Below are 26,166 nucleotides of genomic sequence, written 5' to 3' on the forward strand. Positions count from 1 at the left end.
CATAGTGACCCTTGGTGACGTTTCCTCAGCGTCAACATTTTCGGCAACGCCCAGGAAATCCGCGGTCCGGTCTCCTCGACAGTCACGGAAAGGAGACGACATGCGGATGATCGTGACCGGCCTTGCCCTGGCCGTGAGTCTGGTCGGCTGCGCGACGGCGGAGCCTGCCGAGCCGGCGAGCAAACCCGACGACGGGCCCTTCAAGTACTCGCAGTGCATGCGTGACAACGGCGTGCCGGAGTTCCCGGACCCCCAGATCAACGAGGGCGGCGGGATGGGGTTGAGCCTGCCGGAGGGCGTCGACAAACAGAAGCTCGAGGCGGCCGAGGCCAAGTGCAAGCAGTTCATGCCCAACGGCGGTGAGCCGCAGAAGGCGAGCCCGGAGATGGTCGAGGCCGCCCGCAAGATGGCGCAGTGCATGCGTGACAACGGCTACCCGGACTTCCCCGACCCGGACGAGAACGGCGGCATCGCCATCAAGGGCGGCGCTGGCATGGACCCGAAGGACCCCAAATTCCAAGAGGCGCACAAGAAGTGCGAGCAGTTCCTGCCCAAGGGGCCGGGCGGGAGCAAGCACGACAGGACCGAAGGATGAAGCGCACTCTTCTGGTGCTTGGCATCGTGCTCGCGCTCGGTGCCGTGATCGCCGCGGGGCTGGGGTTCGGTGGCTCACCGGATCCGAGACCGGCGAGCAGCACGTTGCCACCGGCCACGGCCACAGTGACCCGGCAGACGCTGGTCGACACACAGACCGAGTCCGGCGAACTCGGCTACGGCGACACGGTCACCGTCAACGGCAAGCTGTCCGGGACAGTGACGAGCCTGCCCGCCAAGGGATCCATAGTGGATCGAGGCAAGGCGGTCTATCACGTCGACAACTTACCGGTTGTGTTGCTGTACGGGACATTGCCCGCGTACCGCGCGCTCACGACCGGGCTTGAAGGCGCCGACGTCAAGCAGTTCGAGCAGAACCTGGCCGCGCTCGGCTACAAGGGGTTCACGGTCGACGACGAGTACACCGCCGCCACGGCGACAGCGGTCAAGAAGTGGCAGGGCGATCTCGGCCTGGACAAGACCGGAACCGTTGAGCCAGGGCGGATCGTCTACGCGACCGGGCAGATCCGGGTCGACAGCCACAAGGTCGCGGTCGGCGATGAGGCCAGGGGCGCGTTGCTGACATACACCGCACAGGGCCGGGTCGTGCAGGTCAAGCTCGACTCGTCCGACCAACGCCTGGCGGTGAAAGACGCACCGGTGCGCGTGAAACTGCCGGACGGCAAGACAGTCGACGGCAAGATTGTCGACACATCGACAACGGTCGAGGAACAAGAGAACCAGTCGACGACCAAGATCCTGGTCACGGTCGCGGCCGACGAGAACGCGTTCGAAGGACTCGACCAGGCGACCCTAGACGTGATCTTCACGGCGTCGAAGCGGGAGAACGTGTTGACCGTGCCGGTTGCCGCGTTGCTCGCGCTGCCCGAAGGCGGATACGGCGTGCAGTTGTCCGACGGCAGGGTTGTGCCTGTCCAAACTGGCCTCTTCGCCGGTGGGCGGGTCGAGATCACCGGCGTGGACGAGGGCGTGACTGTGGGGATGCCGTCATGATCGTGGTCGAGTTGGACGGTGTCACGAAGTCCTATCCCGGCGGCGTGACCGCGCTGAATGACGTCTCACTGGCCATTGAACACGGTGAGCTGGTCGCGATCGTCGGTCCGTCCGGGTCGGGCAAGTCGACCATGCTGCACCTGATCGGCACCCTCGACCGGCCGTCGAACGGAACGGTCCGGATCGAGGATCTGGACGTCGCGAGGCTGTCGGACCGCCAGCTGTCGGCGTTGCGGGCGAACCGGATCGGGTTCGTGTTCCAGCAGTTCCACCTCACGCCAGGTCAGTCCGCGGTGGACAACGTGGCAGACGGGCTGCTCTATAGGGGCGTACCACTGGCCCAACGCCGGATCCGCGCGGAAGAAGCCCTGATCAGGGTCGGCTTGGGAATGCGCCTTGACCACAAGCCACACGAGCTGTCCGGCGGTGAACGCCAACGCGTGGCGATTGCTCGTGCGGTTGTTGGCGAACCCGCGTTGGTGCTGGCTGACGAACCGACCGGCAACTTGGACACGGCGTCGGGCGCGGGAGTCATGGCTCTGCTCAAGGAGTTGAACGTCTCGGGCACGACGGTTCTCGTGATCACGCACGACCGCGAGATCGCGGCCAGCCTGCCGAGGCAAGTGTCGATGCGTGACGGGGCGGTGGTCTGAATGCTCACTCCGGCACGACTGCGCCCCCGCGATGTGCTGAGAGTCGGTGGCGCCGGACTGCGGACAAGGCCGCTGCGGGCTTTCCTGTCAGCGTTGGGCATCGCGATCGGTATCGCGGCGATGACAGCGGTCGTCGGTATTTCGTCGTCAAGCCGCGCCGAAGTCGACCGCAGACTCGCGGCGCTGGGAACGAACCTGCTGACGGTGGCGCCAGGCACCAAGTTGTTCGGCGGCACCGCCACATTGCCGAATGAGTCCATCGCGATGATCCGGCGGATGGACGCCGTCATCGAAGTCGCCGCGACAGGAAAAGTCCCGGACGTCAACGCATACCGGTCCGATCGGATACCCGCAGGCCAGTCCGGCGGGATCGCGGTCCAAGCCGCGCACCTGGATCTGCCGAGGACAGTGGGAGCCGAGATGGCACACGGAACCTGGCTGAACGCGGCGACGGCGAACTTCCCGGCGACCGTGCTTGGCGCGTCGACGGCCAGGCGCCTGGGCATCGGCGCGCCTGGCGTCCAGGTTTATCTCGGCGGCAAGTGGTTCACGGTGATCGGCATCCTGCAGCCGGTGCCGCTGGCTCCCGAGCTGAACTCGGCCGCGTTGATCGGCTGGCCGGCCGCCGAGTCCTATTTGGACTTCGATGGGCATCCGACGACCGTGTACACGCGGGCACAGGACAAGAGCATCGAGGCGGTACAGGCATTGCTGGCGGCGACGGCGAACCCGGAGGCGCCGAGCGAGGTCAAGGTGTCCAGGCCATCGGACGCGCTGGCCGCTCGCGAAGCCACCGATCAAGCCTTCACGGGCTTGCTCCTGGGCTTGGGCGCGGTCGCACTGCTGGTCGGTGGCGTGGGCGTGGCCAACACGATGGTCATCTCGGTACTGGAGCGGCGGGCCGAAATCGGGCTGCGCCGATCGTTCGGCGCGACCCGTGGACAGATCCGGGTGCAGTTCCTGGCCGAATCGCTGCTGCTGTCCGGGCTCGGCGGAATGGGTGGCGTGATCATCGGTATTGCCGTGACGACCTTGTATTCGGCGACGCAGTCGTGGCCATCGGTCGTTCCGGCCTGGGCGACTGCGGGCGGTGTGGTGGCGACGTTGCTGATCGGTGCGGTTGCCGGGCTCTACCCCGCGATCCGCGCTGCCCGCCTCGCGCCCACCGAAGCCCTTGCTACGCCTGGTTGATCCGCTCGCGGATCCGGTCGACGTCGCCCCGCTCACTTGGGGGTAGCGGGGCGCCAACGGACTGCCTGAGCTGGTCGGCCTCGGCCAGCAGCTCGGCGGCTTGGGCAGTCCGCCCGGCAAGGGAATGCGCACCCGCCAGACCTTCAAGGGCAAGGGCGACGGCACGCGGGTCCCTGGTGGCACGCGCCACGGCAAGCCCTTCCTCATGCAACGCCAACGCTGTCTCGGCAGCGCCGCGTTGTTCGGCGATGAAGCCGAGTTCGGCGAGGATCAACGCGGTTCCGGCGTCGCCGCCCCAACGGCGGCACCACTCGAGCCAGGTGCGGAAATGTGTCTCGGCGTCGTCGAGGTTGCCTTGCCGACGCGCGCTCAGGCCAAGACCGACCTCCGCGAACTGCACTCCACGCTGGTGTGATTGCTCGGACGCCAGACGCGCGGCCCGGGTGTGCAACTCGTCGGCTGTCCGGTAGTCGCCTCGCAGCAAAGCGATTCGGCCAAGGCCGGACAGTTCGTACGAGGCTTCGGTCCACAACCCCAACTCTTCGGCCAGACGCAGGGTGTTCTCATGCAGCCGCGCGGATTCCTGGTAGTCGCCACGGACCTCGGCCAGCAAAGCGAGCACTTGGGCGGCCTTGACCTGACCCCAGCCGTCGCCGAGCTCACGAAGCAGAGCCTGGCTCTGCTTGCCCAAGTCTTGCGCTGTCTGGAAGTCGCCGCGGGCGAACGCGGATGTCGCCTTGGTGTACAACGCGATCGCACTGTCCCAGGAGTCCTGGGGTTCATCGAATTCCATGCCGCCGGTGAACCCGCGTTGGGCGTAGCTCAGGAACCAGCGAGCGCGCGGGTCGATGTCGCCATCAGGGATCTCGGGCTCCGCGCTGTCGCGGATCAAGAGCGTGAACCCGGCGTACCAGGCGCGTCCGGTCGGTGAATCGTCATGCGCGAACGCACGTTGCGCTTCGCCGAACCGGCCACGCAGGAACCAGTACCAGCTCAACGCATGCGCAAGGCGCGGGTTGAGGGCACGCCGGAAGTTCGCCGACTCGGCGTCCAGCTTCTGCAGCCACTCCTGCTGACCGTGACCACGGAGATGCTTCGAGGCCTCCTCGGCCAACTCGGTGTAATAGGCACGATGCCGTTGCCGCATCCAGTCGAGCTCGCCCGCTTCGGCCAGCCGTTGCTGACTGTAGGCCGCGACGGACTCGAGCAGCCGGTACCGGGGCATGACCACGAGTGACCGATCCACCAAGCGTGCCAGGACGTCCACCCGGTCACCGGTGAGTTCGATCGCGGCATCGAGTGTGCAACCGCCCGCGGTCACGGACAATCGGCGCAGCACGACTTGCTCGTCCGGGGTGAGCAGGCCCCAACTCCAGTCGATCATCGCGCGCAGGGTTTGCTGCCGTGCCGGTGCGCCACGCCGTTCCCCGGTCAGGACGGCGAACCGGTCGTCGAGCCGGGCGGCGAGTTCACGAACACCCAACGCCCGCACACGAGTCGCAGCCAGTTCCAGTGCCAGGGGAATTCCGTCCAGCCGACGGCAGATGGCCCGGACATCCGGGTCTACTGTGGATAGACGAGCCCGTTTCCGGAACAGCTCGACGGCGCTGGCCTCGTCGAGCGGTTCCACCGGCAGGACTTGTTCGCCGTCCACCGCCAGGGGTTCTTGGCTGGTCGCGAGGATGTGCAGGTCGGGTGCGGCATGCAGGAGCTCCTGCGCCAGGTGGGCAGTCTCGGCGATCAGGTGCTCGCAGTTGTCCAGAATGAGCAGGAGCCGTCTCGTGCGCAGTGCGTCAACCAGTCGGCCGCGGACGTTGAGAACCTGAGCCACTACGTCGGGTGCATGGGTGGCCGAGGTCAAGTCGGCAAGCCAGACACTATCCGGAAAGGACAGACCACGCGCGACTTCGATGGCGAGCCGGGTCTTGCCGACGCCGCCAGGACCTGTCAACGTCACCAACCGACCGTCACGCAACGCTTCCCGTGTCTCGGCGATCGCGTGAGCGCGCCCGATCAGTGGAGACACTGGCGCTGGCAGGTTGGTCTTCTGCGCCAGAATCGACTGGTACACGCTGTTGAGTTCCGGGCTCGGATCCACCCCGAGTTCTTCGGCGAGGAACCGACGCAGCTGGTGGTAGCTCTCCAGAGCTTCGGTTTGCCGCCCGGCACGCTTGAGCGCCCGCATGTGCAAGCCGCGCAACCGTTCCCGCAGCGGATGCCGTGCCACCAACTCGCTCAGGGATACGTCTTCGCCCAGCTCAAGCCGAGCCTCCGCCTGATCCTCCAACGCCGCCAGCCGCAGGTCGTCCAGCCGCTCGATCACCGGCCGGGCGAAGTCGGCATCCTCGAAAGCCGGTCCCCGCCACAGCCGCAGCGCCTCCGCCAGCAAGCGTGCCTTGGCTGAGGGCGGTTCCTGCCGCGCTTGGGTGACCAGGGCCTCGAACCGGAGCATGTCGACTTCGTCGGGATCGAAACGCAGCTGGTAGCCGGACGGATGGGAGAGCACGCGGTCCGCGCCGATCGCTTTGCGCAGCTGCCAGACGCGGGTCTGCAAGGTGTTCTTGGGGTTCGCGGGCAGCTGGTCGCCCCACAGGTCCTCGATCAGCCGGTCGGTGGTGACCAGCTTGCCCTCGTGCGCCAGGAGATCGGCCAGCAACGCACGGACCTTGGTCTCCGCGATGCGCACCGGTTCGCCGTCCGCCCACACCTGCAATGGACCGAGCACCCCGAACCGCACAGACTCAGCCTAGACCAGACCTAGACCGCGTTTCCGCAGGCTGACAGCGTGAGTAAGCAATCAGTGACGGTCATCGGTCTTGGTGCCATGGGCAAGACGTTGGCCAAGACGTTTGTACGCAACGGTCACCCGACGACCGTGTGGAATCGCACGCCAGGCAAGGTCGTCGAGGGCGCGACCCATGCTCCCACCGCGGCGGAGGCGGTCTCGGCCAGCGAGGTCGTTGTGGTGTGCGTGCTCGACGACAAGGCTGCGCGTGAGGTTCTGGATCCCGTTGACCTGACAGGCAAGGCCGTGGTCAACCTGACCAACGGCACACCCGCGCACGCCAGGGAATTCGCTCGAGGTGACTATCTGGATGGCGGGATCATGGCTGTCCCGCAGATGATCGGCACACCTGAGGTGATCGTGCTCTACAGCGGGTCCCAGAAGGTCTTTGATAATTATCAGGACACGTTGAACGCGCTGGGCCGGAGCAAGTTCGTGGGAGATGATCCGGGACTGGCCGCGCTCTACGATCTGGCACTGCTCAGCGCGATGTACGGACAGTTCGCCGGAGCACAGCACGCGCTGGCGATGGTCGGCGCGAACAAGGGCGATTTCGTGGAGTCCCTGCTGATCCCGTGGCTGACCTCGACCATGTTCGCGATCCCGACGCTGGGCCAGAGCGACCCGCAGTCCCCGGACGACATGCAAGCCGTGGCGATCGCCAACATCATCCAGGCCAGCGAGGATCTCGGTCTGGGACAGCCGGGACACCTGCGATGAAGGCCGTGGTGATCGGCGGCACGCACGGAATGGGTTACGCGGTCGTCGAAGCGTTGCTCAAGCGTGGCGTCGAGGTGGTGCTGACCGGCCGGAACGTCGACGCTGTGCGGACCTCGGCGCACGTCGTCCGCAGCGACGTGACCAGCATGGAGGATATCGAGGCGCTCGGCAGGATCGTCGAGGAGAAGCTCGGCCGGATCGACTTCCTGTTCGTGAACACCGGAATCGCCCGGCTCGAACCGTTCATGCAGGTCACCGAGGCCTCCTACGACGAGAACTTCGCGGTGAACACGAAAGGACCGTTCTTCGTCACCCAGCGATTGGCTCCGTTGATCCGGGATGGCGGCTCGATCGTGTTCACCACATCGGTCGCCGACGAAGGCGGTACCGACGAGATGACCGTCTACTCCGGCGCCAAGGGCGCGATCCGGGCCATGGCCAAAGGCATCGCGGGCGCGTTGCTGCCGCGAGGAATCAGGGTCAACGTGATCAGTCCAGGCTTCATCGACACACCGACGATGGGCATCACCGATCTGTCCGAAAAGGACCGCAAGGACCTCATGGCGCTTGGCGACGAGGTCACGCCGATGAAGCGGCACGGCACGGTCGAGGAAGTGGCCGCGGCCGTGTTGTTCCTCGCCTTCGACGCGACCTTCACGACCGGAGCCAGGCTGACCATCGACGGCGGCATCGGCCAGGGGATCACGCGCGCTGATACGTCCCAGGAGTGACGCCGTAGTAGCGGCGGAACCACCTGGTCAGATGGGCCTGATCGGCGAAGCCGGACTGGACGGCCGCCTCGGCGGGAGCAACACCGGCGCGGAGCAGGCGGCGGGCGGAGCGAAGGCGAAGCTGCCGCTGGTAGTCGCTGGGAGTCATGCCGTAGGTCGTCTTGAACGCGCGGTACAAGGCAAACCGGCTGCAACCAGCGGCGGTCGCGAGGTCGTCGGCGCTCAACGGCGCGAGGTACTCCTCGTCGAGCAGGTCACGGGCGCGCTGGACGTTGGGCATCGGCTGTGTGACGGCGGCCGGTGCCGACATCGCCGCCCGGCGGACCATCGCGGCGACGGTCTCGGCCAGTGCTTCGTCCCTGGCAAGGGCCGTCGCCTCCGGCGCGAGGCTGCTGTACATCCGGTTCAGCGCGCCGGCCAAGACCGGGTCGTACAGCACCGGCTCGGTGAACAGCGGCAGCCCGGCCGGGCGGCCGGCCTGGTCCGAGAGCACCTCGCTGACCAGCGACGGGTCGATGTGGATGATCCGGTACGTGAAGCCAAGGTCGTTCTCGGCCCGGCCGTCGTGCGGTTCGTCAGGGTTGAACGCCATCACCATGCCCGCCGCGCTGGTCCTTCGGGAGCCACGGCAGCCGAACGTTTGCGCGCCGTGGTCGGTCAGGCCGAACGAGTAACTGTCGTGGCTGTGCATGTGATACCTGTGCTGCTCGAAGTGGGCATGCATTGCCTCTACTGGACGATCTGCCAGCCGCCGGTACCGAACCCACTCCACACCTCCATTGTGCGCGCACGAGCGTTCAAGACCAGCGAATATGGCGGCGCGCACGATTCTCACCGTGCGTACGTATCTGATGCTCGTGCTGGTCATGGCGCTCTGGGGGAGCGCGTTCGCGTCGTCGAAGCTCGGGGTGAGCGAGGTACCGCCGCAGGTCGCGGCGTTCTTCCGGTTCGGTCTCGGCGCGGTCGTCCTGCTGGCGCTGCACACCACGCGGCGCGGGATCGGCGGCAAGGACCTCGGCAAGGTCGCGGGCCTTGGCATGCTGGGGATGTTCGGCTACAACTCGTTCTTCTTCCTCGCGCTCTCGCTCGCACCTTCCGCGGACGGCAGCGTGATCGTGCCGGTGACGGCGCCAGTGATCACGGTTGCCGTGACCGCCCTGCTTGGACGTCGGAAGCTGACGGTCAGGTCGATCACGGGGCTGGCCGTCGCGGTGGCCGGAGCGACGGTGTTCTTCGTCGGAATTCCTGGCGGTGGAACCGCTCGGCTGGCCGGTGACCTGCTGTTTCTCGGCGCTGCTGGGTGCTGGGCGGCGTACACGATCTGTGGCGCGCCTCTGCTGAGCCGGTTGCCCGCGTTCACGGTCACGACCTTCGCCACGACAGCGGGCGCGTTGGCGTTGGCTGTGGTCGCGGTGCCGTTCTTCGGTGACGTTCAGTGGTCCGCTTTGGACGCTGGATTCTGGCTCAACCAGGCGTACTTGGCTGTCTTGCCGACCGCGTTGGCGTACGTCATGTACTACGAGGCCGTTAGGAAGGTCGGCCCGGCCATGGCGTCGTCGGCGATGTTCCTGGTGCCGGTGTTCGGGTTGCTCGGGGCGTGGGCCGTGCTCGGCGAGTCGATCACGCCAGTGCAGGCGATCGGCGCCGCGGGCATGCTCGTGGGTGCGTTCCTGGCGACTGTGGCCACGTCTCGAACTGCTACTCCGCAGCTTGTGCCCGGCGGATCGCCGCGGTGATCCGCTCGACATCGGATCGTTCGGCTTTTGGCAACGGCGCACCGGCGGCTTCCCGTGCCGCGGCCGCCTTGTCCAGCAGCTCTGCCGCCCGCGCGGGTGAACCATCGAGTGCGTACGCGCCCGCGAGACCTTCGAGGGCGAGCGCCACCGCGCGGGCGTCGCCGGTTTTCTCGGCCTCCGCCAAGGATTTCCGGTGCAGGTCCATGGCTTTGCCCGCGTCGCCTTGCAACTCGGCGATGAAGCCGAGTTCGGCGAGGATCAACGCGTCGCCGGGCGTGTAGTCGGCTTGACGGTGCCAGTCGAGCACGTTTTGGAAATGCGTCTCGGCGATGTCCAGCTTGCCTTCCCGGCGGGCACCCAACGCCAACCCGAGTTCCGCGTGCACCACGCCAGGCTCGTACGAATGCTCGGCGGCCAGGCGCATCGCGCGTTCGTGCAAGTCCCATGCGCCGCGATAGTCGCCAGCGAGCAGCCGGAGACGGCCGAGACCGGTGAGCCGCTCGGCAACGTCCGTCCACAGGCCGAGGTCCTCAGCGAGTCGCAGGCCTTCGGTGTGTAACTGCTCGGCACGCTCGTAATCCCCGGTGATCTCGGCTAGCGACGCCAGCGGGGAGACCACCTGCGACTGGCCCCACTTGTCGCCGATTTGCTCGAGCAGCCGGACACTTCGCCGCCCAGCTTCCTCCACAGTGGACAGATCGCCGCGAAGCAGGGCCTGGTCGGCCCGGACGCCGAGGGCGACGGCCTCGCCCCATGGATCGTCCTTGAACCCGGCGAGGGCACGGGCGATGAGGTCCTCGCTCGCGGTCAGCTCACCGGCAGTGAAGAGCGCGTATCCCAGGAACCACTCGGCGCGGTGCAGGCCTTCCTCGGGGCCTTCGTAAGCACGCAACGCGGCTTCGCACGCGGTGACTCGGTCGGTCCCTTGCCCGGCGAGCAGATCCAAGCCCAGCTGCCAGATCCTGGACTGGGCACGCAAATGGGGGGACCCACCCAACGCGAGCGCGGAGTTCAGCGCACGGGTGGACTCAGCGCGCCTGCCCCGAAGGAACCAGTACCCGGTGAGCGCGTTGGCCAGACGCAACGCGGGATCGGCGTCACCGAACCGGATCATGGTGTCCAACGCGGCACGCAAGTTGGCCGATTCACGGTCCAATGTGGTGATCCATTGCTGCTGGCCGGGCCCATACAGCTGGTCACGCGCATCTTCAGCCAACCGGAGGTACCAGTCCTGGTGGCGTTGGCGGATTTCCCGCTCCTCGCCTGCCGCGGCGAGACGTTCGAGGCTGTACTGCGCAACGGACTCGAGCAACCGATACCGCGGCGACGGATCATGTGTCACCACGACAAGGCTGCGTTGCGTCAACGTCGTGAGCTGGTCAAGGACGTCCAGGCCGCTCACTGCCTCAGCCGCCGCCAACGTGCATCCCTCGACGTGCACGGAAAGCCTGCGCAGGACGGTCTGCTCCTGCTCGGAGAGCAGGCCCCAACTCCAGTCGAGGACCGCCCGCAGTGTGCGTTGACGAGGCGGCGCATCGCGGTAGCCATCGGTCAGCAAGCGGAACCGATCGTCAAGCCTGGCAACCAATTCGGCAACGCCCAGCGCAGGAACGCGGGACGCGGCCAGTTCCAACGCAAGCGGGATACCGTCCAGCCGCTTGCACAGCTCGGCCACCAAAGGGTCGTCGGAAAGGGTGTGTCCCAAAGCCTTCACGCGCTCGCGCAGCAACTGAACGGCATCAGGCTCGTCAAGCGGTGGCACGGGATAGCGCACTTCACCGGGCAGGCCCAGCGGTTCCTGGCTCGTTGCCAGCACACGCACACCCGGAGCAGCACGCAACAACCATGACACCAACTCCGCGGCCTCGGCAACCACGTGCTCACAGTTGTCCAGGACAAGCAGGAGTTGCTTGTCCCGCAACGCTGTCAGCACCAAGTCAGCCGGGGCGAGCTCCTGATACTCCCGCACGCCCAGCGCGACGAGCACTGCCTCGGCAACCGAGCCCGCCGCGGCCAACTCGACGAGCCAAACGCCGTCGGGAAGGCTCACCCGCCTTGCGGTCGCGAGCGCCAGCCGTGTCTTGCCAACGCCCCCAGAGCCAGTCAAGGTGACAAGTCGTTGGGACGCAAGCAATGTGCCCACGTCGTCGATCGCGGCGGCGCGGCCGACCAGCTCGGACACCTCGGCGGGCAAGTTGGTGCGGGCTCGGGTCAGGCCGGTGTCCTGGCGCAGGATCTGCTGGTGTAACTGAACGACCTCACGCCCGGGATCGATACCCAGCTCGTCCCGGAGCAACGACGAGAGCTCACGGAAGCTCGCCAGCGCCTCACTTTGCCGCCCAGCCCGGTACAACGCCCGCATGTGGACGGCCCGCAGCCGTTCCCGCAACGGGTGCGCGGCCACCAGTTCGGCCAGTTCGCCCAGATCCCAGTCGTCGAGCGCTTCCAGACGGTCCTCGATCGCGACCAGGCGCTGTTCGGTCAGCCGCGTGATCGCGGGCTGTGCGAACGCGGCGTCCGCGAAGTCGGCGTAGGCCGGCCCACGCCAGAGAGCAAGCGCTTGCTCCAGCAGGTCCACCCGCCGGGCCGGGTCTGCGGCGGCCTGCCTGGTCAACGCCACGAACTCGGCCGCGTCCACGTCCTGAGCGAGCAGCCGATATCCGGCGGGAGTGGACTCGACGAGCGTCCGGTCACCCAGGGCGGACCGCAGTTGAGCGACGCGGACCTGCAGCGCGGCGGCGGGATCACGCGGCGGCCGGGCACCCCAGATGTCCTCGATCAGCCGGTCGGCCGAGACCGGCTCTCCGGCGTGAACCAGCAGGTCGGCGAGGAGAACTCGGACGGCTGTGCGGGTGACTGTGACCGGCTCGCCGTGCGCGGTGTGCACGGTGAGCGGCCCGAGCACGCCGAATCGCATACCTTCGAGAATAGTTTGGTAAGCCCTTGGTAGGCCGTGACGCACACGCTTGCGCCCATGCAAACAACCGTGTCCCGGGCAGGTGCCCGGGAGTGGATCGGCCTCGCTGTGCTGGCCCTGCCAACGCTGTTGCTCGCGATGGACGCGACCGTGCTGTACCTCGCGGTCCCGCATCTGGCCGCCGACCTGCGGCCGACCGACACCGAACTGCTCTGGATCGTGGACAGCTACGGCTTCATGGTCGCCGGGTTCCTGATCACCATGGGCACGCTGGGGGACCGGATCGGCAGGCGGAAACTGCTGATGATCGGCGCCGCCGCGTTCGCCGTGGCGTCGGCACTCGCCGCGTTCGCGCCGGACCCGCTGCTGCTGATCCTCGCGAGGGGGCTGCTGGGTGTCGCCGGTGCCACGCTCGGCCCGTCGACGTTGGCCCTGATCAGCACGATGTTCCCGCCAGGCCAGCGTGCGTTCGCGATCGGCCTGTGGGCCACGTGTTTCTCGGCCGGGATCGCGCTCGGTCCGATCGTCGGCGGGCTGCTGCTGGAGTGGTTCTGGTGGGGATCGGTGTTCCTGCTGGCCGTGCCGTTCATGGCGGTGCTGCTGCTGGCCGGGCCCTTCCTGCTGCCGGAGTTCCGGGACACCGAGGCCGGGAAGCTGGATCTGACCAGCGTGTTCCTGTCGTTGGCCACGGTGTTGCCGGTGATCTACGGCATCAAGCAGCACGGCAGCTTCACGATCGTGGCCGGCCTGGTGTTCGGGGTGTTGTTCGTGCGGCGGCAACGCAAACTCGCCGATCCGTTGCTGGATCTGCGGATGTTCGCCAGCCGGTCGTTCAGCGTCGCGCTGATGGTCCAGGTGTTCACGATGACCACGATCGGCGGCATCTACCTGTTCGTCACCCAGTACCTGCAGCTGGTGCAGGACTTCACGTCATTGGTCGCGGGGCTGTGGCTGATGCCTTCGGCGGTGGTGCTGGTGATCAGCTCGTTGGTCACGCCGAAGCTGGCTGAACGGCTGTCGCCCGCGAAGGTCGTCGGCGCCGCGCTGGCAGTGGCCGCGATCGGGTACGCGGTGCTGGCGGCGGCTGATGGACTTGCCATGGTCGTGGTCGGTTTTTCCTTGCTGTACCTGGGAACCGGACCGGTTATGGCGTTGGGCACCGACCTGGTGATCGGGACGGCGCCTGTCGGGAAAGCCGGGTCGGCGGCCGCGATGTCGGAGACCGCGATGGAATTCGGTATCGCGTTCGGTGTCGGCGTGCTCGGTGTCGTCGGCACGGCCGTTGCCACGAACGGGCAGCCGTTGCTGGAGAGCGCACCCGCTGAATTCACTTCGGGTCTCAACGTGGTGGCACTACTGTGCGCGGTGATCACCGCGGTGCTGTCGGTGCTTGTGTTCCGGCTACTCAAGGGGAGATGACATGGCCAGGCAGAACGTCTCGTCCGGTGGGTCGTTCGAACCGGTCTACGGCTACTGCCGGGCGGTCCGGGTCGGCAACCAGATCCACGTGTCCGGGACGTGCGCGCGTGACCCGCATCTGGACGGGACGGACGCCTACCAGCAAGCCAAGAACATCCTCGAGATCATCGAGGCGGCGCTGCAGGAGGCAGGGTCCAGCCGTGCGGCCGTCGTGCGGACCGTGGCGTATGTGACGGACATCAACGACAAGATGCTCGTGGCCAAGGCGCACAGCGAGGTCTTCGGCGATGTGCTGCCCGCTGGAACGTTGGTCGAGGTTTCGGCGTTGGTCGACCCGCGGATGAAGGTCGAGATCGAGGCGTACGCGATCGAAGAGTGACCGCAGACCCATCGGGTGTCACCCAATAGGATGCGGCGATGCGATTGGGGCAGATCACGTGTCCGTCCGGCCATCTGGTCGTCGCTGACGGGGGTTACCTGGGGGCATGGTCCGGCGAGCGCTCGCCTGCCGACATCGACCCGGTGCTGCTCAACATCGACGACCCGCAGCTGATCAGGGAGATCTCCGGCGCGGTCGACTTCGACATCGTCGGGCCGGACGCGCAAGCGGCGGCGCGGGCGTACGACCGGCAGTCGGGGACTTCGCTGTACGACATCCCGATGTCGCACGTGCACGAGATGCCGCGGGACTTCTCGGTGTTCTGTCATGAGCAGGGGTTTCAGGCCCGGGCCGAGGCTCTCGCGGAGCGTGTGCCGCATCGGGAACGCGTTCGACGCTGCGTGACCAGAGGTGACGGCGAGTTCATCATGTTCGGCGTTCCTGTGGTGGCCGTCGGCGGCTTGCCCACGGACCGTGTTCTACCGGTCGAAGGGACGCAGCGCGACTACGGCGAGCACGGTGTGCGGCTGCAGGACATCTCCGTGCGAGTCAGCGACGAGCCCGTGACGCGCAGCGAGTTGCTCGGTCGCGTCGGCGTGGACTGGGCGCGGCTGTCGTTCGCTGACGCGGATGCGTTGAGCGCGTGGCGTCACTTGAAGCCGGTCGACGGCAAGGCCGATGTGGCGTTCTGGGGCCGTGACGCGGACGAAGCGGCCGAGGTGCACCAAGCCGGCAAGCTGCCGGAGGGCGTTTACGGCTGGGAGAACCTCGGGCTGGAAGAGGCGATCGAGCGGTACGAGGCGGTCGAGTCGTGGCAGGAAGCCAACGACAAGCGGATGGCGCTGGACTTCCGGCCGCATTCGCACCACTGGCAGGTCATGCGGGACGTCCGGGCCGCCGAGACCGACTCCGGTGAGATCGAGGTCGGCGGCGCGCGGATCGTGTTCGCGATGACGAGCTGGGGTGACGGGTTCTTTCCGACCTACGCCGACTACGCGGACGACAAACTCGTGGCCGTCCGGACTGTCCTGGACATCCACGTCAAGCAGCCTGACTAGGCTGACCAGTGTGATCGACCGGATCGCGGACCTGAGGGCCAAGGCGAGGCGCGCCACGAGCGTGCTCTGGCTTGCCATGCTGGTCTTCGGGTTCGCGATCATCGGCGAAGGCCTGCTGGTGCTGGTCTTGTGGGGCGTCGGCGAGCCTGCCATCGGCCCGTTCGTGTTCAGTGACTTCTACTGGCCTGTTGTCGTGCCGTTGTGCCTGGCCATTCTGGTCCACAAGGGACGGCGGAAGGCCGCTGAAGTCGGCGCGACCTATCGGTACATGCGGGTGGCTGTCGCGATCGCTGTCGTGATGTGCGTGGCCGCGGTTGTGCCGTTGGTCGCGCTTGCGGTCGATCAGCGGGTGTCCTGGATGCTGCCAGGTGGAGATCCGGGTGCTGTGCCCAGATGTGTTCTGGCCGTTGGCCTTCTCGTGTTGGCATCGTTGGAGCGCAGGTGGGGCGCGGCTTTCGTGACTGTTGTCGTGTCCGTGCTGATCGGTGGACTGTGGTTCACGACAGGGATGCTGAACGTTGTGGGGACCAAGGCCGAGTTGTTGCCGTTGTTCGCTTCGGTCGTGGCAGCCCACCTGGTTGTGCCTGGTCTGATGCTGCTGTCTTCGCGTGAGGTGGCGACGTGAACCTGACCGGCGACCTCGACGATGCTGTGCACCAACGCATCCGTCTCGGCATGCTCGCCGTGCTGCGTGAGGTCGGCCGGGCGGACTTCTCGTTCCTGCGTGACACCCTCGAACTCACCGACGGTGTGGTGCACCGGCACCTGAAGGTGTTGGCGGACGCCGGGTTCATCGAGATCGAGAAGGGCTACGAAGGCCGCCGTCCCCGCACGTGGGCGAAGCTGACCAGTGCGGGAAAGACGGCTCTGGACAAGGAAATCGCCGCCCTCAAACGGATCGTGGCACACGTCGAACGGGTCGCCGAGGCCTGATCACATCTCGCGCAGCACGTTCGTGGCGCAATGCAGACCGCCACCACCGGCCAGGTGGTGTGTGCGCCAGTGGTCGACGAATCCAACCTCGTAACCGGCTTTCCGGTACGCCTTGGTGATCGCGTCCCGGAGCGCCGAGTTGTGCGGATCTGGTGCGAGGTAACGGTGTCGGTCCAGCACGATGCCGTTCACCGCAGTCGGCACAAGCCCACCCATGCCCGCCCGGGCGATCGAGGGCTCGACTTCCGGGATGTGCTCGAACAGCGCGGGAATCCTGATCACGTCGGTGACACCGGTTTCCCGTCGCAGTGCAGCGAGATTCTCCTCGATCCGGCGAGCGGCGATCTCGTTGGCCTCGGTGTGTTCGGCCAGCACCTGAGCCACTGTGGGCGACTCACGGATGAACTCCAGCTTCGCCCAGTCGAGGAAGATCGGTTCGCCCGGCCGGAAACCGTCGACCAGCTTGGCATCACCAGGCATGCCCTTGAGCACTTCGAGGCCTGCCATGGGATCGGCAACGGCCATCCGCCAGCCGCCTGGCTTGGGCAGGAACTGGACGAACTCGTCGACATGCGCGTTGGCCAGCCAGGACGTGTCGATCAGCAGCGGGTCGTCGAACAGTTCGGTGTTCGGCGGTTCGTCCGGCCGCTTTCCCATGACCACACGGCCTTCCGGGCGCCCGGGATACGGCGGGATGGTCTCGATGTTGCCGCCCGCGTTGACACTCGTGCCCGGCCCAGCCATCCGCACGGTGCCGATATCAGGGCCGATATCGGGGCCGCGCAGGAAATCCTCGTTCGCCAGTGGCGTGCGGATGATGACGCGCATCCGTTGGTTTCCGGCGGTCACGTAAGCCGGTTCCATTACGTCCTGCGTCCAGATGTCGGCCGTCTTCACTCGCCTTACCGGCACCGGGCTGGATTCTTCGAGTTGTTTCAGAAAGCCGGGTTTGGCCGCACGCCTGAGCTTCAACAGCTCACCGACGATGCCTTCGCCCTCGGTCGGCGTGGCGAGGTCGTCGGTCACCAGGACTTCCTGTGCCTTCTGCAGGTGCGTATGGGTTCTGAGTGGCGCGATCCGCAACGGTACGACCTGGTTGCCGACCTTCACCTCGATCCGGCTGGGCTTCACCTCGGTCGCCTCAATGCCGACCGTGCCACGGACTCGGTCACCGGGGCGTACCAGCTGCCAATCGTTGCCGTGTTTGACGAAGGCACGCGCCGGGCCGGTGATTGAGATTCGAGCGCTGTACGGAATTCGGATCGTGGTCAGGTCTTCGGCGTCACGAATGCCGTTCACTACTTCGTCTGTGCTGTCGTTGCACGTCAGGGCGGCACAACGGCGCCCGTCGTCGTCGATGTTGGGTAACACCACTCCGCCCCGTGCGACTTCCACCCCTGTGTGCGGCGCGACGACCACGCTCGCCATGACCGCGAGAGCTCCCCAGAACATGCCTCTCCTTCAAAATCGAGAGTACTTCAAGAATTGAAGTTACCATGATCCAGGTAGGCGTGGAGCTCGGCAGCGGCGGCGAGCATGGCCCGGCCTCGCGAGGTGAGCCGGCCGTGCCAGTCCGCCAAAGTGGCCTGGAGCGGCTCGATCCCGCCCGCGCTGCGGACCTGGTCGAGCACGTCGGCGATCTGGGTCAGCAGGTAGCCGCCGCGGCGGAGTTGATGCGCCAGTTGGGCATCCCGCACGTCAGCGGCGGTGTACACCCGGTACCCGGTCTTGGGGTCACGCCGTGGCACGAGGACGCCCGCCCGCTCCCATTTGCGCAGTGTGGCGGGGCGGACCTTGAGCTGATGGGCAAGCGCGCCGACCGAGGCCACTTTGGACTCCGACGGCGGAGTCAGGTTCCTGAGCGCGTTCTCCACCGCGGCAAGGGTTTGCCGGTCTTTTCGGAGCAGGTCGTGGCTGTCGTCGATGATCGCGAGGGCGTTGTCGACCGCGCCGTCGTTCACGGCCTGCATGATCAGGGTCGCGGTCTGGTGGCCGTGTGCCGGGATCAGGGCCAGGAAGGTGCTCAACGCCTTCGCGTGCAGGTCCGTGTACGTGCGATAGCCGCTGGGCGTGCGATCCGCGGGCGGCAGGATGCCCGCCTCTTCATAGTTGCGGATCGCCTGGGTGGACAGGCCGTGCTGCCTGGCCAAGTCAATGGGCCTGCTCATGGCGTTGAGACTTTTCCTTGATTTTCTGGCTTCATCTTGGGCAAAGGTTTCATCGTCGGTTCAACGATACGGTAAAAGGCATGATTGTTCAGGAAATCGGAGTGGCACTGGGTGAGAAGGTCGGGCCCGCGATGGACGCTTTCCTGGGGTCGCTGCCCGGCAGTCCGCTGATCTTGGGATTGGGTGAGCCCACGCACCACGTGGAGCCCTTCCCGTTGCTGCGCAACCAGATCTTCCAGCACCTCGTGGAACACCACGGCTATCGGTCGATCGCGATCGAGAGCGACTGTCTGGCCGGCCTGGTCGTCAACTCCTATGTCGTGGACGGCATCGGGTCGTTCGACGACGTGATGCGCGACGGCTTCAGCCATGGCTTCGGTGATTTCGAATCGTCCCGTGCACTGGTGAAGTGGATGCGCGAGTACAACGAGAACCACGACGAGCCGATCAGGTTCTTCGGGTTCGACGGACCGTTCGAGGTCGCTTATGCCCACAGCCCGCGGCAGGCGATCACCGAGCTGAACTCCTACCTCGGTTCGCCGTACACAGTGGACTCGCTGATTGCCGAGGACGAGCGCTGGACCAATCCCGACGTCATCATGGATCCGACGAAATCAGTCGGCTCGTCGGAAGAAGTGAAGCAGCTCAGGCTGATCGTCGACGACTTGCGCGGCTTGCTCACCGCGCAAACCCCGCGCCTGATCGCGGACTCACGTGACGATTGGTGGCGTGCCCGGTTGTACGGCCGGACTGCCACCGCGTTGCTGCGCTACCACGAAGGAATGGCCGTCGACTCTCCTGACCGGATCTCACACCTGCTGGGTATCCGGGACGCGTTGATGGCGGAGAACCTCAAGGCCATCGCTGAATATGGCAAGACCTTCGTCTTCGCCCACAACGGACACCTGCAGCGGCCAGTAGCCTCCATGAACTTCGCCGGTGCGCACCAGGAGTGGTGGGGTGCGGGTGCGATCGTCAGCGCCGAACTCGGGGAGCAGTACGCGTTCATCGCCTCGGCGCTCGGTACCGCACCGAACCCCAACGTCGGCGCACCGGAGCCGGGCACCCTTGAAGGGGTGCTGGACACGTTGCCGGGCGACTACCTGCTGAACTCGGCGGACATCGACACCACCGGTCTCAAGCCGCGCACAACCGACAACTTCGCTTACGCCCCACTGGATCCCGCCCATATCGAGCACACCGACGGGATCGTCTTCCTCAAGACTGTTCCGCAGCTGTACGGCTAGGCATCAGCAGCAAAGCGATGACACTGAGCGCGGCGACGACGATCAACGCGGCGAAAACGTTGTGAGTCGCGTCGTACAGCGCACCGCGCACGAACGTGGCAACCGGGGAATCGTCGTGTGAGCCGAGGACAAGGCTGGTCGCGTCCAGGCTGTCTGGCAGCTGCCCGGCAACGTCGGCAGGAGGGGTGGCGAAGCGGTTGGCGAGGGTGGCGTTGGCGATCGCGCCGAACACAGCCACGCCAACCGCGCTGCCGAGCGAACGGGCGAACATGTTGGTACCCGTGGCCACGCCACGACGTTCCCAACCTACGGACGACTGCACGGCGATCACTGAAGGACTGGACGTCAAACCGAGGCCCACGCCCATGATGAACGCGGCCGCGGCGGCCTGCCAGATCGCGGTGCCGGGAGTGAGCAGGGAAGTCAGCCAGGCTCCGGCGACCACGAACACCGCGCCGATCAAAGCCGTGTTGCGCAACCCGATCCGCATGTACGCGTGACCTGACATCGTCGCCGCGATCGGCCAGCCGATAGTCATCGCCGCCAAGGTGAAACCGGCGACCAGTGCGCCCGTGCCGAGCACACCCTCGACGAATGTGGGCAGGTAGGAGCTGAGGCCCATCATCATCGCGCCGACGATCAACGCCATCAGGTTGCCGCCGATGAGCGTGCGGCTGCGGAACACCCACAGCGGCAGCACGGGTTCTTCCGCTTTGCGTTCAGCGAAACCGAATGCGATCAGCACGGCCGCCCCGGCCGCGAAGATCAGCACACTGGGCGACGAGTCCCATGCCCAGGCGACGCCGCCTTCGAGCAGGCCAAGCAGGACCAACGACAGGCCGATGGTCAGCAGGGCCGAACCGAGGTAGTCGATCTTGTGCTTGGCCTTGCTGATGTCCTCGGTGAACTTGCGCATCAGCACCAGCACCGCGAAGGCGCCGATCGGCAGGTTGATGAAGAAGATCCAGCGCCACGACACGTATTCGGCGAACAGGCCGCCCAGCGCGGGCCCGATCAGCGACGACATGCCCCACACACTGGTCACGTAGCCCTGCACCCTGGCGCGTTCCTCCAGAGAGTAGAGATCACCCAGCATCGTCATGCTGATCGGCTGGACCGCGCCCGCGCCAATGCCTTGGATGGCCCGCGCGGCGATCAGCACCGGCATGCTCCACGCGATCCCGCACAGCACCGAGCCGATCAGGAAGACCGCGATCCCGAAGAGCAACACCGGTTTACGGCCGAACAGGTCGGCGAATTTTCCGTACAGCGGGACGGTGACGGCCTGGGTAAGCAGATAAATCGAGAAAAGCCAGGGAAACTGCGAGAAGCCACCCAAATCGGCCACAACGGACGGAACAGCGGTCGCGATGATCGTGCTGTCCAACGCGACGAGTGCGGTGGCCAGCATGATCGACCCGAGTACCGGGCCTCGCTCGGAACGCAGTCCGACCGCTGCGCGGGTGACCTCAGCCATGTATTTCCTCCCAGTAGCCCGACAACCATCATCTACCTGGAGTAATTCCAGTCGGAGTGTGAACTTGGTTACTTGCTTAGGTCAAGCAATTTTGGAGCCGGGATCGCTGTCCGGCGAGGACGAGCGCAAGGAGAGGTAGCACCGCGAGAGTGGGTCCGAGGACTGTGAGTCACTCGGCCCGCAACAGCGGAAAGTGGTCGTCGACGTGCTGCGGCAGATGGCAGGCATGATCGCCAAATGGGCCGAGATCCCGACCAAGTAAGGTGACGGCCACACCGACGACGAGGGGGAGCGCCGATGTTCGACTTCACCGCCCAAGCTGTGGACCCGAGCAAGGAAAGCCCAGTCTTCCCCAGCACGTTGCCCGTGGAGGTCCCGCTCGGCATCGCGCTGTTCATCATCCTGTACGTGTTCATCGCCAAGGTCGTCGTGCCGCGGTTCGAGAAGCTCTACACCGAGCGGCAGAACCGCATCGAGGGCCGGATCGACGAAGCCGAGTCGCTGCAGGCGCAGGCGCAGCAGGCGTTGGAGAACTACCAGGAGCAGATCCACGCCGCACAGGCCGAGGCCGCCCGCATCCGCGACGAGGCCCGCGCCGAGGGCAACCAGGTGCTGGCCGAGGTGCGCGCCCAGGCGAAGGCCGAGGCCGACCAGCTGATCATGGAGACCCGTGCCGACCTGGAGACTCAGCGGGTCCAGGTCAAGGCGGAGCTCGGCCCGGAGGTCTCCCGGATCGCTGTCGAACTGGCCAGCCGGGTGCTCGGCGAATCAGCCGCGGATGTCGAAGCCGACGCCCGCCGTCGCGGCACAATCGACCGTTTTCTGGCTGAACGCGGGTGAATGAGTTCCTGGCGATAGCCCGGATGAACGATGGTCGCCGCCCAATGCCAGCGGGTGCCTCAGCGCGACGTGTCGTGCCCCGGCACGCCGGACGCGGGTTCCGAGTACGGGCGCGCAGGCCAAAGGGATGACCGCCGAAGCGGACTTCTCGAGGCTCTTCACGGTCAGGTACCGTCCGGCCGTGATCGACCCACGCAGTGACCTCGCCGCTTTCTGGCGGGAACGCCACCTCTGCACCTTCACCACGATCCGGACGGACGGCACGCCACACGTCGTCCCCGTGGGTGCGACTCTGGACATCCCTGCGGGAATCGTCCGAGTCATCACCTCAGGGGACTCGGTCAAAGCACGTCGTATCCGGGCGGCCGGCGCATCCGGTTTGCCTGCAGCGCTTTGCCAGCTCGACGGTCGTCGTTGGTCCACCATCGAAGGCGCAGCCGTGCTCCTGGATGACGCCGAGTCGGTCCGTGAAGCCGAGCGGCGCTACGCCGAGCGTTACCGCGTTCCTCGGGTCAACCCGAAGCGCGTCGTTCTCCAGATAACTGTCAACCGCGTGCTCGGCAACGTGTCAGGCCATGTAGACGAGCAGTAGGTACAGGCTGATCATCGTGCCGCAGAGGATGGCGTGTGCGATCTTGTTCTCCCGCATCAGCGCGATGACCTCACGCAGGAACGCACTCGGCAGGAAGTAGTTCGCGGTGGGCGCGCCGATCGCCTCGACGGGCATGCCAAGCCTCCGCGCGGTCACCGCGGCGCGGAACGCGTGATAGTTGTTGGTCACCGCGGCAACCGTGCCCTGGACGTTGTTGTTCTTGAGCAGTTCCATGCTGTAGCGCAGGTTCTCCTCGGTCGTGGTCGACTTGTCCTCGACCAGGATCCCGCTCTCCGGCAGTCCTTTTTGGACAAGATAGTTCCGCATCGCCGTGGCCTCGGCGACCTGCTCGTCCGGCCCTTGGCCGCCGGACATCACCAGAACCGGTTTCGGTTCCTGGCGAGCGTGGATCGCTGCCGCCTTGTCGAGCCTGCTGGCCAGCAGTTTCGGTACCCGATCGCCGATCACGCGCGACCCGAGCACGATCAACGCGGAGAACTGCGTGCCCCGCATGAACAGTCCGTACAGGATCGAGTAGAGCAGCACGCTGGTGCAGAAGAAGCCGACGTACCCGGCGAGCAGGACGCCGATGCCGAGCACGGTCTGGATCGGGCCGATGCCGCCTGCGGCGACCACGATGAACGAGATGTCGACGACGACGATCGCGATTCCCGCGATGAACGACAGCAGGTTGGCCAGGGTCCTGCGCTCTCGTTGCAGCATCTCAAGGCCGTTGAAGATCAACGCGATCGGCAGCACCACGCCGATGCCGAGCAGCGCCAACGCGAACGTCCAGCCGGCGAGCGGCGACGTGCTGCCCAACGCCGAGAACACCAGCGTCACACCAAGCCACATGGCGTTGGACACTCTGCGCCGGTCGCGCCGGAACCCTCGGACGAACATCACTGCGGGGATCAGGGCGATCAACCAGGACACGCGGGCACCCTAGTCCATATCGGACTATTCACCGGCGGGGCGGCGAGAATGTGTCGTCAGCGGGTGCTGACCGGCGCGAGCCAGAGCCCGGCGAGCGCGTCGATCATCCCGTCAGCCGTGTCCTGCCAGCTGGACCGCGGCGTCGGCGTACCGTCGGCCAGCGCGCGTTCCCGCTCGGCGACCATGTGCACGATCAGCAGCCTGGACATGTCCCGGCGTTCGGCCCTGACCTCGTCGGGCATGTCGGGGAGCAAGCCGTTGATCGCGGCGGAGATCCGGACGAGCGACGGCGACGAGCGCGACTCCTCGTACATGATCTGCCGCAGCGTCGGATCGGTCGTCACCTGCGCGGCGAACCGGCCGTACCAGGTCGGATTGCCCAGATCTGCCAGGTGCTCGGTGGTCGGGCGGATCAGGCAGGCGAGCCACGCCCTGAGGTCGGCGTCGGCGCCGGCCTCGGCGACCATCCGCTGGCGGATCTCCTCGATCTGCACGGAATGCTTGCGTGCGATCGCCCGCACCAGGTCGGCCTTGGTGCCGAAGTGGTAGCCGACGGCTGTGTTGTTGCCCTGCTCGGCCGCCTCGCTGACCTGGCGGTTGGACACGGCGAACACCCCGTGCTCGGCGAACAGCCGTTCCGCTGCCGTCAGGATCAGTTCGCGAGTCGCGCTGGCCCGTGACGCTCTCATGATCACCACCATCCCGCAGGTGAGCTTATTCTCTCGATGTTAAGTCAGTCGACTGACTTAACATATGATCGGGAGCATACGCCGAGACGGAGGCTTTCCGAATGTCCCAACTTCCCGCGGTCGCGCCGCGGACATCCATCGTCGTGCCGGTGCTCGCGGCGGGCGGCGTGGTCGTCTCGCTGATGCAGACCCTGGTGATCCCGCTGCTGCCGGTGCTGCCGAAGCTGCTCAACGCATCCGCTGCCGACACGTCATGGGTGATCACCTCGACGCTGCTCGCCGGTGCGGTCGCGACGCCCGTCGTGGGGCGGCTCGGCGACATGTACGGCAAGCGCCGCATGCTGCTGTTCAGCGTGGCGCTGCTGATCATCGGGTCGGTCATCGCCGGGTTGTCCGACACTGTGCTGCCTATGGTGGTCGGCCGTGCCCTGCAAGGCGCTGCGGCGGCCGTGATTCCGTTGGGCATCAGCATCATGCGTGACGAATTACCAGCGGAACGCCTCGGCTCGGCGACGGCCGTGATGAGCGCTTCCCTTGGTGTCGGCGGTGCTCTTGGCCTGCCCGCGGCGGCCTTGCTGGCCGAGTACACGGACTGGCATGTGCTGTTCTGGACGTCCGCAGGCCTTGGTGTCGTGGTTTTCGCTCTGGTGCTGGCTTTCGTGCCCGAGTCGAGCGTGCGGACCGGTGGGCGGTTCGACCTCATCGGAGCGGTGGGGCTGTCCGTGGCATTGGTCTGCTTGTTGCTCGGGATCTCCAAAGGCGCTGACTGGCCAGCCGGGGTGACGTTCGCGCTGTTCGGCGCCGCGGCTGTGGTGTTGCTGGTGTGGGGCTGGTTCGAATTGCGCATGCGGCAACCACTTGTGGACCTGCGCACTACCGCCCGGCGTCAGGTCCTGCTGACGAACCTGACATCCATCGTGTTCGCCTTCTCGATGTTCGCGATGTCGTTGGTATTGCCGCAGATCCTGCAGCTGCCGGTGCAGACCGGTTACGGCTTGGGGCAGTCCATGCTGGCCACCGGGCTCGTGCTGGTTCCGTCCGGCTTGGTGATGATGGCGACCGCGCCGGTATCCGCGCGTATCTCCCGGATGTATGGCCCCAAGGTCACGTTGATGGTCGGCGCCTTGGTCGTCGGTGTCTCTTACGGCCTCGGAGTCGTGATGATGTCCGAGATCTGGCAGCTTGTGCTCATCTCGGCCTTGGTCGGTGGCGGTATCGGTCTTGGCTACGGCGCGATGCCCGCGTTGATCATGGGGGCGGTGCCGGTTTCCGAGACCGCGGCGGCCAACAGCCTCAACACCTTGATGCGATCCATCGGTACGTCGGTCTCCAGTGCGGTGTCCGGTGTGATCCTCGCGCACCTGACCATCTCGTTCGGACAGCTGGAAGTGCCGTCGCAGAACGGGTTCCGTCTGATCATGGGGATCGGCAGCGCCACTGCACTCGCCGCGCTGGCCATTGCCGCGTTCATCCCCGCCCGACGGGCCGATCCCGCCGTCGCGCCGTCCCTCAGCGTCGCCGGTACCCCTCGTCGGTGATGCGCGGCCTTTAATGGGATTTCCAGCCCCGGTCAACGCGCTGAACGAATCGGGCGACAGGTCGTCCATCGTCAGGGTTAATCGGTGACCTTCCGTGATATCGCGCCACCCGGCCGGTTAATTGCTCTGCCACGGCATATCCGCGTACCTTCTCCAGTGTCCGCCAAGGAAAGGAAAGATCGTGCGAAGGTTCATCGCGCTTGCCGCGGCAGTGGTGTTTTCCGTATCAGCTTTCGCGGGCAGTGCCGTCGCGTCGCCGGTCAAGCCGCCGCGATGCGACGCGCACTACTTCGGTTTGGGCAACGGCGAAGGCGTTGCCGTGTTCTGTGAATTCGGTCCGTCGGACAGATTCCGGGTCATCGCACACTGCGAGGCCGGGATCAGCTCGTGGAACGACCACGGGACGATTGCGTACACCGGTTTCGAATCGTCCGAGGCGCAGTGCCGTGGCCTTATCGGTATGCCGCATGTTGCCGGATATCGCATTGACTGGCTCTGATCGGTGACCGTGAATATCGCCGTAGTCAATTTCTGATTTGGTTCACCTCG

Annotated in this window: 25 protein-coding genes; 17 read left to right on the forward strand and 8 right to left on the reverse strand. The window is 66.1% G+C overall.

Features of this window, described 5'->3' with window-relative positions; all coding sequences use genetic code 11:
- Positions 1-100: 100 nt before the first annotated feature.
- Genes B9C43_RS24250 through B9C43_RS24265 form a run of 4 tightly spaced genes read left to right on the forward strand, consistent with a single transcriptional unit; the run spans position 101 to position 3,452 of the window.
- Positions 101-595, forward strand: coding sequence for a hypothetical protein (locus B9C43_RS24250; RefSeq protein WP_084429356.1), 495 nt, complete (start codon positions 101-103; stop codon positions 593-595).
- The gene (locus tag B9C43_RS24255) at positions 592-1,608 is read left to right on the forward strand and encodes a peptidoglycan-binding protein (protein ID WP_084429358.1); all 1,017 of its coding nucleotides are present in this window, start codon (positions 592-594) and stop codon (positions 1,606-1,608) included. The genes B9C43_RS24250 and B9C43_RS24255 overlap by 4 nt, the downstream gene beginning before the upstream one ends.
- Positions 1,605-2,261 (forward strand): ABC transporter ATP-binding protein, encoded by a 657-nt coding sequence (locus B9C43_RS24260; RefSeq protein ID WP_084429360.1) that lies wholly within the window; start codon positions 1,605-1,607, stop codon positions 2,259-2,261. The genes B9C43_RS24255 and B9C43_RS24260 overlap by 4 nt, the downstream gene beginning before the upstream one ends.
- Complete coding sequence (locus tag B9C43_RS24265; RefSeq protein WP_084429361.1) at positions 2,262-3,452, forward strand: ABC transporter permease; 1,191 nt, start codon at positions 2,262-2,264, stop codon at positions 3,450-3,452. It abuts the gene before it with no gap.
- Here the strand turns inward: B9C43_RS24265 and B9C43_RS24270 are convergent.
- A complete protein-coding gene (locus tag B9C43_RS24270; RefSeq protein WP_084429363.1) occupies positions 3,439-6,189 on the reverse strand; it encodes an ATP-binding protein in 2,751 nt (916 codons plus the stop codon). The two genes, B9C43_RS24265 and B9C43_RS24270, sit on opposite strands and share 14 nt — an antisense overlap.
- 48 nt (positions 6,190-6,237) lie before the next feature.
- Between B9C43_RS24270 and B9C43_RS24275 the strand changes: the two genes are divergently transcribed.
- Together B9C43_RS24275 and B9C43_RS24280 are read left to right on the forward strand one after the other, a co-directional pair.
- Entirely contained in the window at positions 6,238-6,957 is a 720-nt protein-coding gene (locus B9C43_RS24275; RefSeq protein WP_143446555.1) for an NAD(P)-binding domain-containing protein, read from the forward strand.
- Entirely contained in the window at positions 6,954-7,688 is a 735-nt protein-coding gene (locus B9C43_RS24280) for an SDR family NAD(P)-dependent oxidoreductase (RefSeq protein WP_084429366.1), read from the forward strand. The genes B9C43_RS24275 and B9C43_RS24280 overlap by 4 nt, the downstream gene beginning before the upstream one ends.
- Here B9C43_RS24280 and B9C43_RS24285 read toward each other — a convergent pair.
- A complete protein-coding gene (locus B9C43_RS24285; protein ID WP_200825677.1) occupies positions 7,660-8,460 on the reverse strand; it encodes an AraC family transcriptional regulator in 801 nt (266 codons plus the stop codon). The genes B9C43_RS24280 and B9C43_RS24285 overlap by 29 nt on opposite strands.
- A 64-nt stretch (positions 8,461-8,524) precedes the next feature.
- Between B9C43_RS24285 and B9C43_RS24290 the strand changes: the two genes are divergently transcribed.
- Entirely contained in the window at positions 8,525-9,424 is a 900-nt protein-coding gene (locus B9C43_RS24290; protein ID WP_160096666.1) for a DMT family transporter, read from the forward strand.
- Here B9C43_RS24290 and B9C43_RS24295 read toward each other — a convergent pair.
- Positions 9,387-12,341: an ATP-binding protein gene (locus B9C43_RS24295; protein WP_084429370.1), complete on the reverse strand. Its 2,955-nt coding sequence runs from the start codon at positions 12,339-12,341 to the stop codon at positions 9,387-9,389. The two genes, B9C43_RS24290 and B9C43_RS24295, sit on opposite strands and share 38 nt — an antisense overlap.
- A gap of 36 nt (positions 12,342-12,377) precedes the next feature.
- Here B9C43_RS24295 and B9C43_RS24300 point away from each other — a divergent pair, with 36 nt between their 5' ends.
- Genes B9C43_RS24300 through B9C43_RS24320 form a run of 5 tightly spaced genes read left to right on the forward strand, consistent with a single transcriptional unit; the run spans position 12,378 to position 16,130 of the window.
- Positions 12,378-13,760 carry an MFS transporter gene (locus B9C43_RS24300; protein ID WP_407657117.1) on the forward strand — a complete coding sequence of 461 codons (1,383 nt, stop codon included), beginning with the start codon at positions 12,378-12,380 and terminating at the stop codon, positions 13,758-13,760.
- Between the two features lies 1 nt (position 13,761).
- Positions 13,762-14,139: a RidA family protein gene (locus tag B9C43_RS24305; protein ID WP_084429373.1), complete on the forward strand. Its 378-nt coding sequence runs from the start codon at positions 13,762-13,764 to the stop codon at positions 14,137-14,139.
- A gap of 38 nt (positions 14,140-14,177) precedes the next feature.
- Positions 14,178-15,197 (forward strand): hypothetical protein, encoded by a 1,020-nt coding sequence (locus B9C43_RS24310; protein ID WP_051895440.1) that lies wholly within the window; start codon positions 14,178-14,180, stop codon positions 15,195-15,197.
- A gap of 10 nt (positions 15,198-15,207) precedes the next feature.
- A complete protein-coding gene (locus B9C43_RS24315; RefSeq protein WP_084429375.1) occupies positions 15,208-15,822 on the forward strand; it encodes a hypothetical protein in 615 nt (204 codons plus the stop codon).
- Positions 15,819-16,130, forward strand: coding sequence for a winged helix-turn-helix domain-containing protein (locus tag B9C43_RS24320; RefSeq protein WP_033383325.1), 312 nt, complete (start codon positions 15,819-15,821; stop codon positions 16,128-16,130). Before B9C43_RS24315 ends, B9C43_RS24320 begins: the two co-directional genes overlap by 4 nt.
- Here B9C43_RS24320 and B9C43_RS24325 read toward each other — a convergent pair whose 3' ends face one another.
- Complete coding sequence (locus B9C43_RS24325; RefSeq protein ID WP_084429377.1) at positions 16,131-17,582, reverse strand: protein-arginine deiminase family protein; 1,452 nt, start codon at positions 17,580-17,582, stop codon at positions 16,131-16,133.
- Between the two features lie 26 nt (positions 17,583-17,608).
- Complete coding sequence (locus B9C43_RS24330) at positions 17,609-18,298, reverse strand: TioE family transcriptional regulator (protein WP_084429379.1); 690 nt, start codon at positions 18,296-18,298, stop codon at positions 17,609-17,611.
- Positions 18,299-18,378: 80 nt separating this feature from the next.
- On the opposite strand from B9C43_RS24330, the gene B9C43_RS24335 reads away from it, so the two are divergent.
- Positions 18,379-19,545 (forward strand): erythromycin esterase family protein, encoded by a 1,167-nt coding sequence (locus B9C43_RS24335; RefSeq protein WP_084429382.1) that lies wholly within the window; start codon positions 18,379-18,381, stop codon positions 19,543-19,545.
- Here the strand turns inward: B9C43_RS24335 and B9C43_RS24340 are convergent.
- The gene (locus tag B9C43_RS24340; RefSeq protein WP_084429383.1) at positions 19,517-21,022 is read right to left on the reverse strand and encodes an MDR family MFS transporter; all 1,506 of its coding nucleotides are present in this window, start codon (positions 21,020-21,022) and stop codon (positions 19,517-19,519) included. The two genes, B9C43_RS24335 and B9C43_RS24340, sit on opposite strands and share 29 nt — an antisense overlap.
- A 297-nt stretch (positions 21,023-21,319) precedes the next feature.
- Here B9C43_RS24340 and B9C43_RS24345 point away from each other — a divergent pair, with 297 nt between their 5' ends.
- Together B9C43_RS24345 and B9C43_RS24350 are read left to right on the forward strand one after the other, a co-directional pair.
- On the forward strand, positions 21,320-21,862 hold the full coding sequence (locus B9C43_RS24345) for a F0F1 ATP synthase subunit B (protein WP_084429385.1): 543 nt from the start codon (positions 21,320-21,322) through the stop codon (positions 21,860-21,862).
- Between the two features lie 181 nt (positions 21,863-22,043).
- Positions 22,044-22,454 (forward strand): TIGR03618 family F420-dependent PPOX class oxidoreductase, encoded by a 411-nt coding sequence (locus B9C43_RS24350; protein WP_380144689.1) that lies wholly within the window; start codon positions 22,044-22,046, stop codon positions 22,452-22,454.
- On the opposite strand, the gene B9C43_RS24355 is transcribed toward B9C43_RS24350, so the two are convergent.
- Together B9C43_RS24355 and B9C43_RS24360 are read right to left on the reverse strand one after the other, a co-directional pair.
- A complete protein-coding gene (locus tag B9C43_RS24355; protein ID WP_051895443.1) occupies positions 22,431-23,390 on the reverse strand; it encodes a YdcF family protein in 960 nt (319 codons plus the stop codon). The two genes, B9C43_RS24350 and B9C43_RS24355, sit on opposite strands and share 24 nt — an antisense overlap.
- A 56-nt stretch (positions 23,391-23,446) precedes the next feature.
- Positions 23,447-24,079, reverse strand: a complete 633-nt coding sequence (locus B9C43_RS24360; protein ID WP_235038808.1) for a TetR/AcrR family transcriptional regulator — start codon at positions 24,077-24,079, stop codon at positions 23,447-23,449.
- Positions 24,080-24,180: 101 nt separating this feature from the next.
- On the opposite strand from B9C43_RS24360, the gene B9C43_RS24365 reads away from it, so the two are divergent.
- On the forward strand, positions 24,181-25,617 hold the full coding sequence (locus tag B9C43_RS24365) for an MFS transporter (RefSeq protein WP_084429391.1): 1,437 nt from the start codon (positions 24,181-24,183) through the stop codon (positions 25,615-25,617).
- A gap of 181 nt (positions 25,618-25,798) precedes the next feature.
- A complete protein-coding gene (locus B9C43_RS24370; RefSeq protein WP_033383352.1) occupies positions 25,799-26,116 on the forward strand; it encodes a hypothetical protein in 318 nt (105 codons plus the stop codon).
- Positions 26,117-26,166 lie beyond the last annotated feature (50 nt).

Origin of the sequence: Kibdelosporangium aridum (genome assembly GCF_900176515.1) — a bacterium.
GTDB lineage: Bacteria > Actinomycetota > Actinomycetes > Mycobacteriales > Pseudonocardiaceae > Kibdelosporangium > Kibdelosporangium aridum.

Excerpts from the sequence above, each read along its gene's own strand:
- B9C43_RS24250 (WP_084429356.1), top strand. The coding sequence starts at position 101 with ATGCGGATGATCGTGACCGGCCTTGCCCTGGCCGTGAGTCTGGTCGGC.
- B9C43_RS24255 (WP_084429358.1), top strand. The coding sequence starts at position 592 with ATGAAGCGCACTCTTCTGGTGCTTGGCATCGTGCTCGCGCTCGGTGCC.
- B9C43_RS24260 (WP_084429360.1), top strand. The coding sequence starts at position 1,605 with ATGATCGTGGTCGAGTTGGACGGTGTCACGAAGTCCTATCCCGGCGGC.
- B9C43_RS24265 (WP_084429361.1), top strand. The coding sequence starts at position 2,262 with ATGCTCACTCCGGCACGACTGCGCCCCCGCGATGTGCTGAGAGTCGGT.
- B9C43_RS24280 (WP_084429366.1), top strand. The coding sequence starts at position 6,954 with ATGAAGGCCGTGGTGATCGGCGGCACGCACGGAATGGGTTACGCGGTC.
- B9C43_RS24295 (WP_084429370.1), bottom strand. The coding sequence starts at position 12,341 with ATGCGATTCGGCGTGCTCGGGCCGCTCACCGTGCACACCGCGCACGGC.
- B9C43_RS24305 (WP_084429373.1), top strand. The coding sequence starts at position 13,762 with ATGGCCAGGCAGAACGTCTCGTCCGGTGGGTCGTTCGAACCGGTCTAC.
- B9C43_RS24310 (WP_051895440.1), top strand. The coding sequence starts at position 14,178 with ATGCGATTGGGGCAGATCACGTGTCCGTCCGGCCATCTGGTCGTCGCT.
- B9C43_RS24325 (WP_084429377.1), bottom strand. The coding sequence starts at position 17,582 with ATGTTCTGGGGAGCTCTCGCGGTCATGGCGAGCGTGGTCGTCGCGCCG.
- B9C43_RS24330 (WP_084429379.1), bottom strand. The coding sequence starts at position 18,298 with ATGAGCAGGCCCATTGACTTGGCCAGGCAGCACGGCCTGTCCACCCAG.
- B9C43_RS24335 (WP_084429382.1), top strand. The coding sequence starts at position 18,379 with ATGATTGTTCAGGAAATCGGAGTGGCACTGGGTGAGAAGGTCGGGCCC.
- B9C43_RS24340 (WP_084429383.1), bottom strand. The coding sequence starts at position 21,022 with ATGGCTGAGGTCACCCGCGCAGCGGTCGGACTGCGTTCCGAGCGAGGC.
- B9C43_RS24345 (WP_084429385.1), top strand. The coding sequence starts at position 21,320 with ATGTTCGACTTCACCGCCCAAGCTGTGGACCCGAGCAAGGAAAGCCCA.
- B9C43_RS24360 (WP_235038808.1), bottom strand. The coding sequence starts at position 24,079 with ATGAGAGCGTCACGGGCCAGCGCGACTCGCGAACTGATCCTGACGGCA.
- B9C43_RS24365 (WP_084429391.1), top strand. The coding sequence starts at position 24,181 with ATGTCCCAACTTCCCGCGGTCGCGCCGCGGACATCCATCGTCGTGCCG.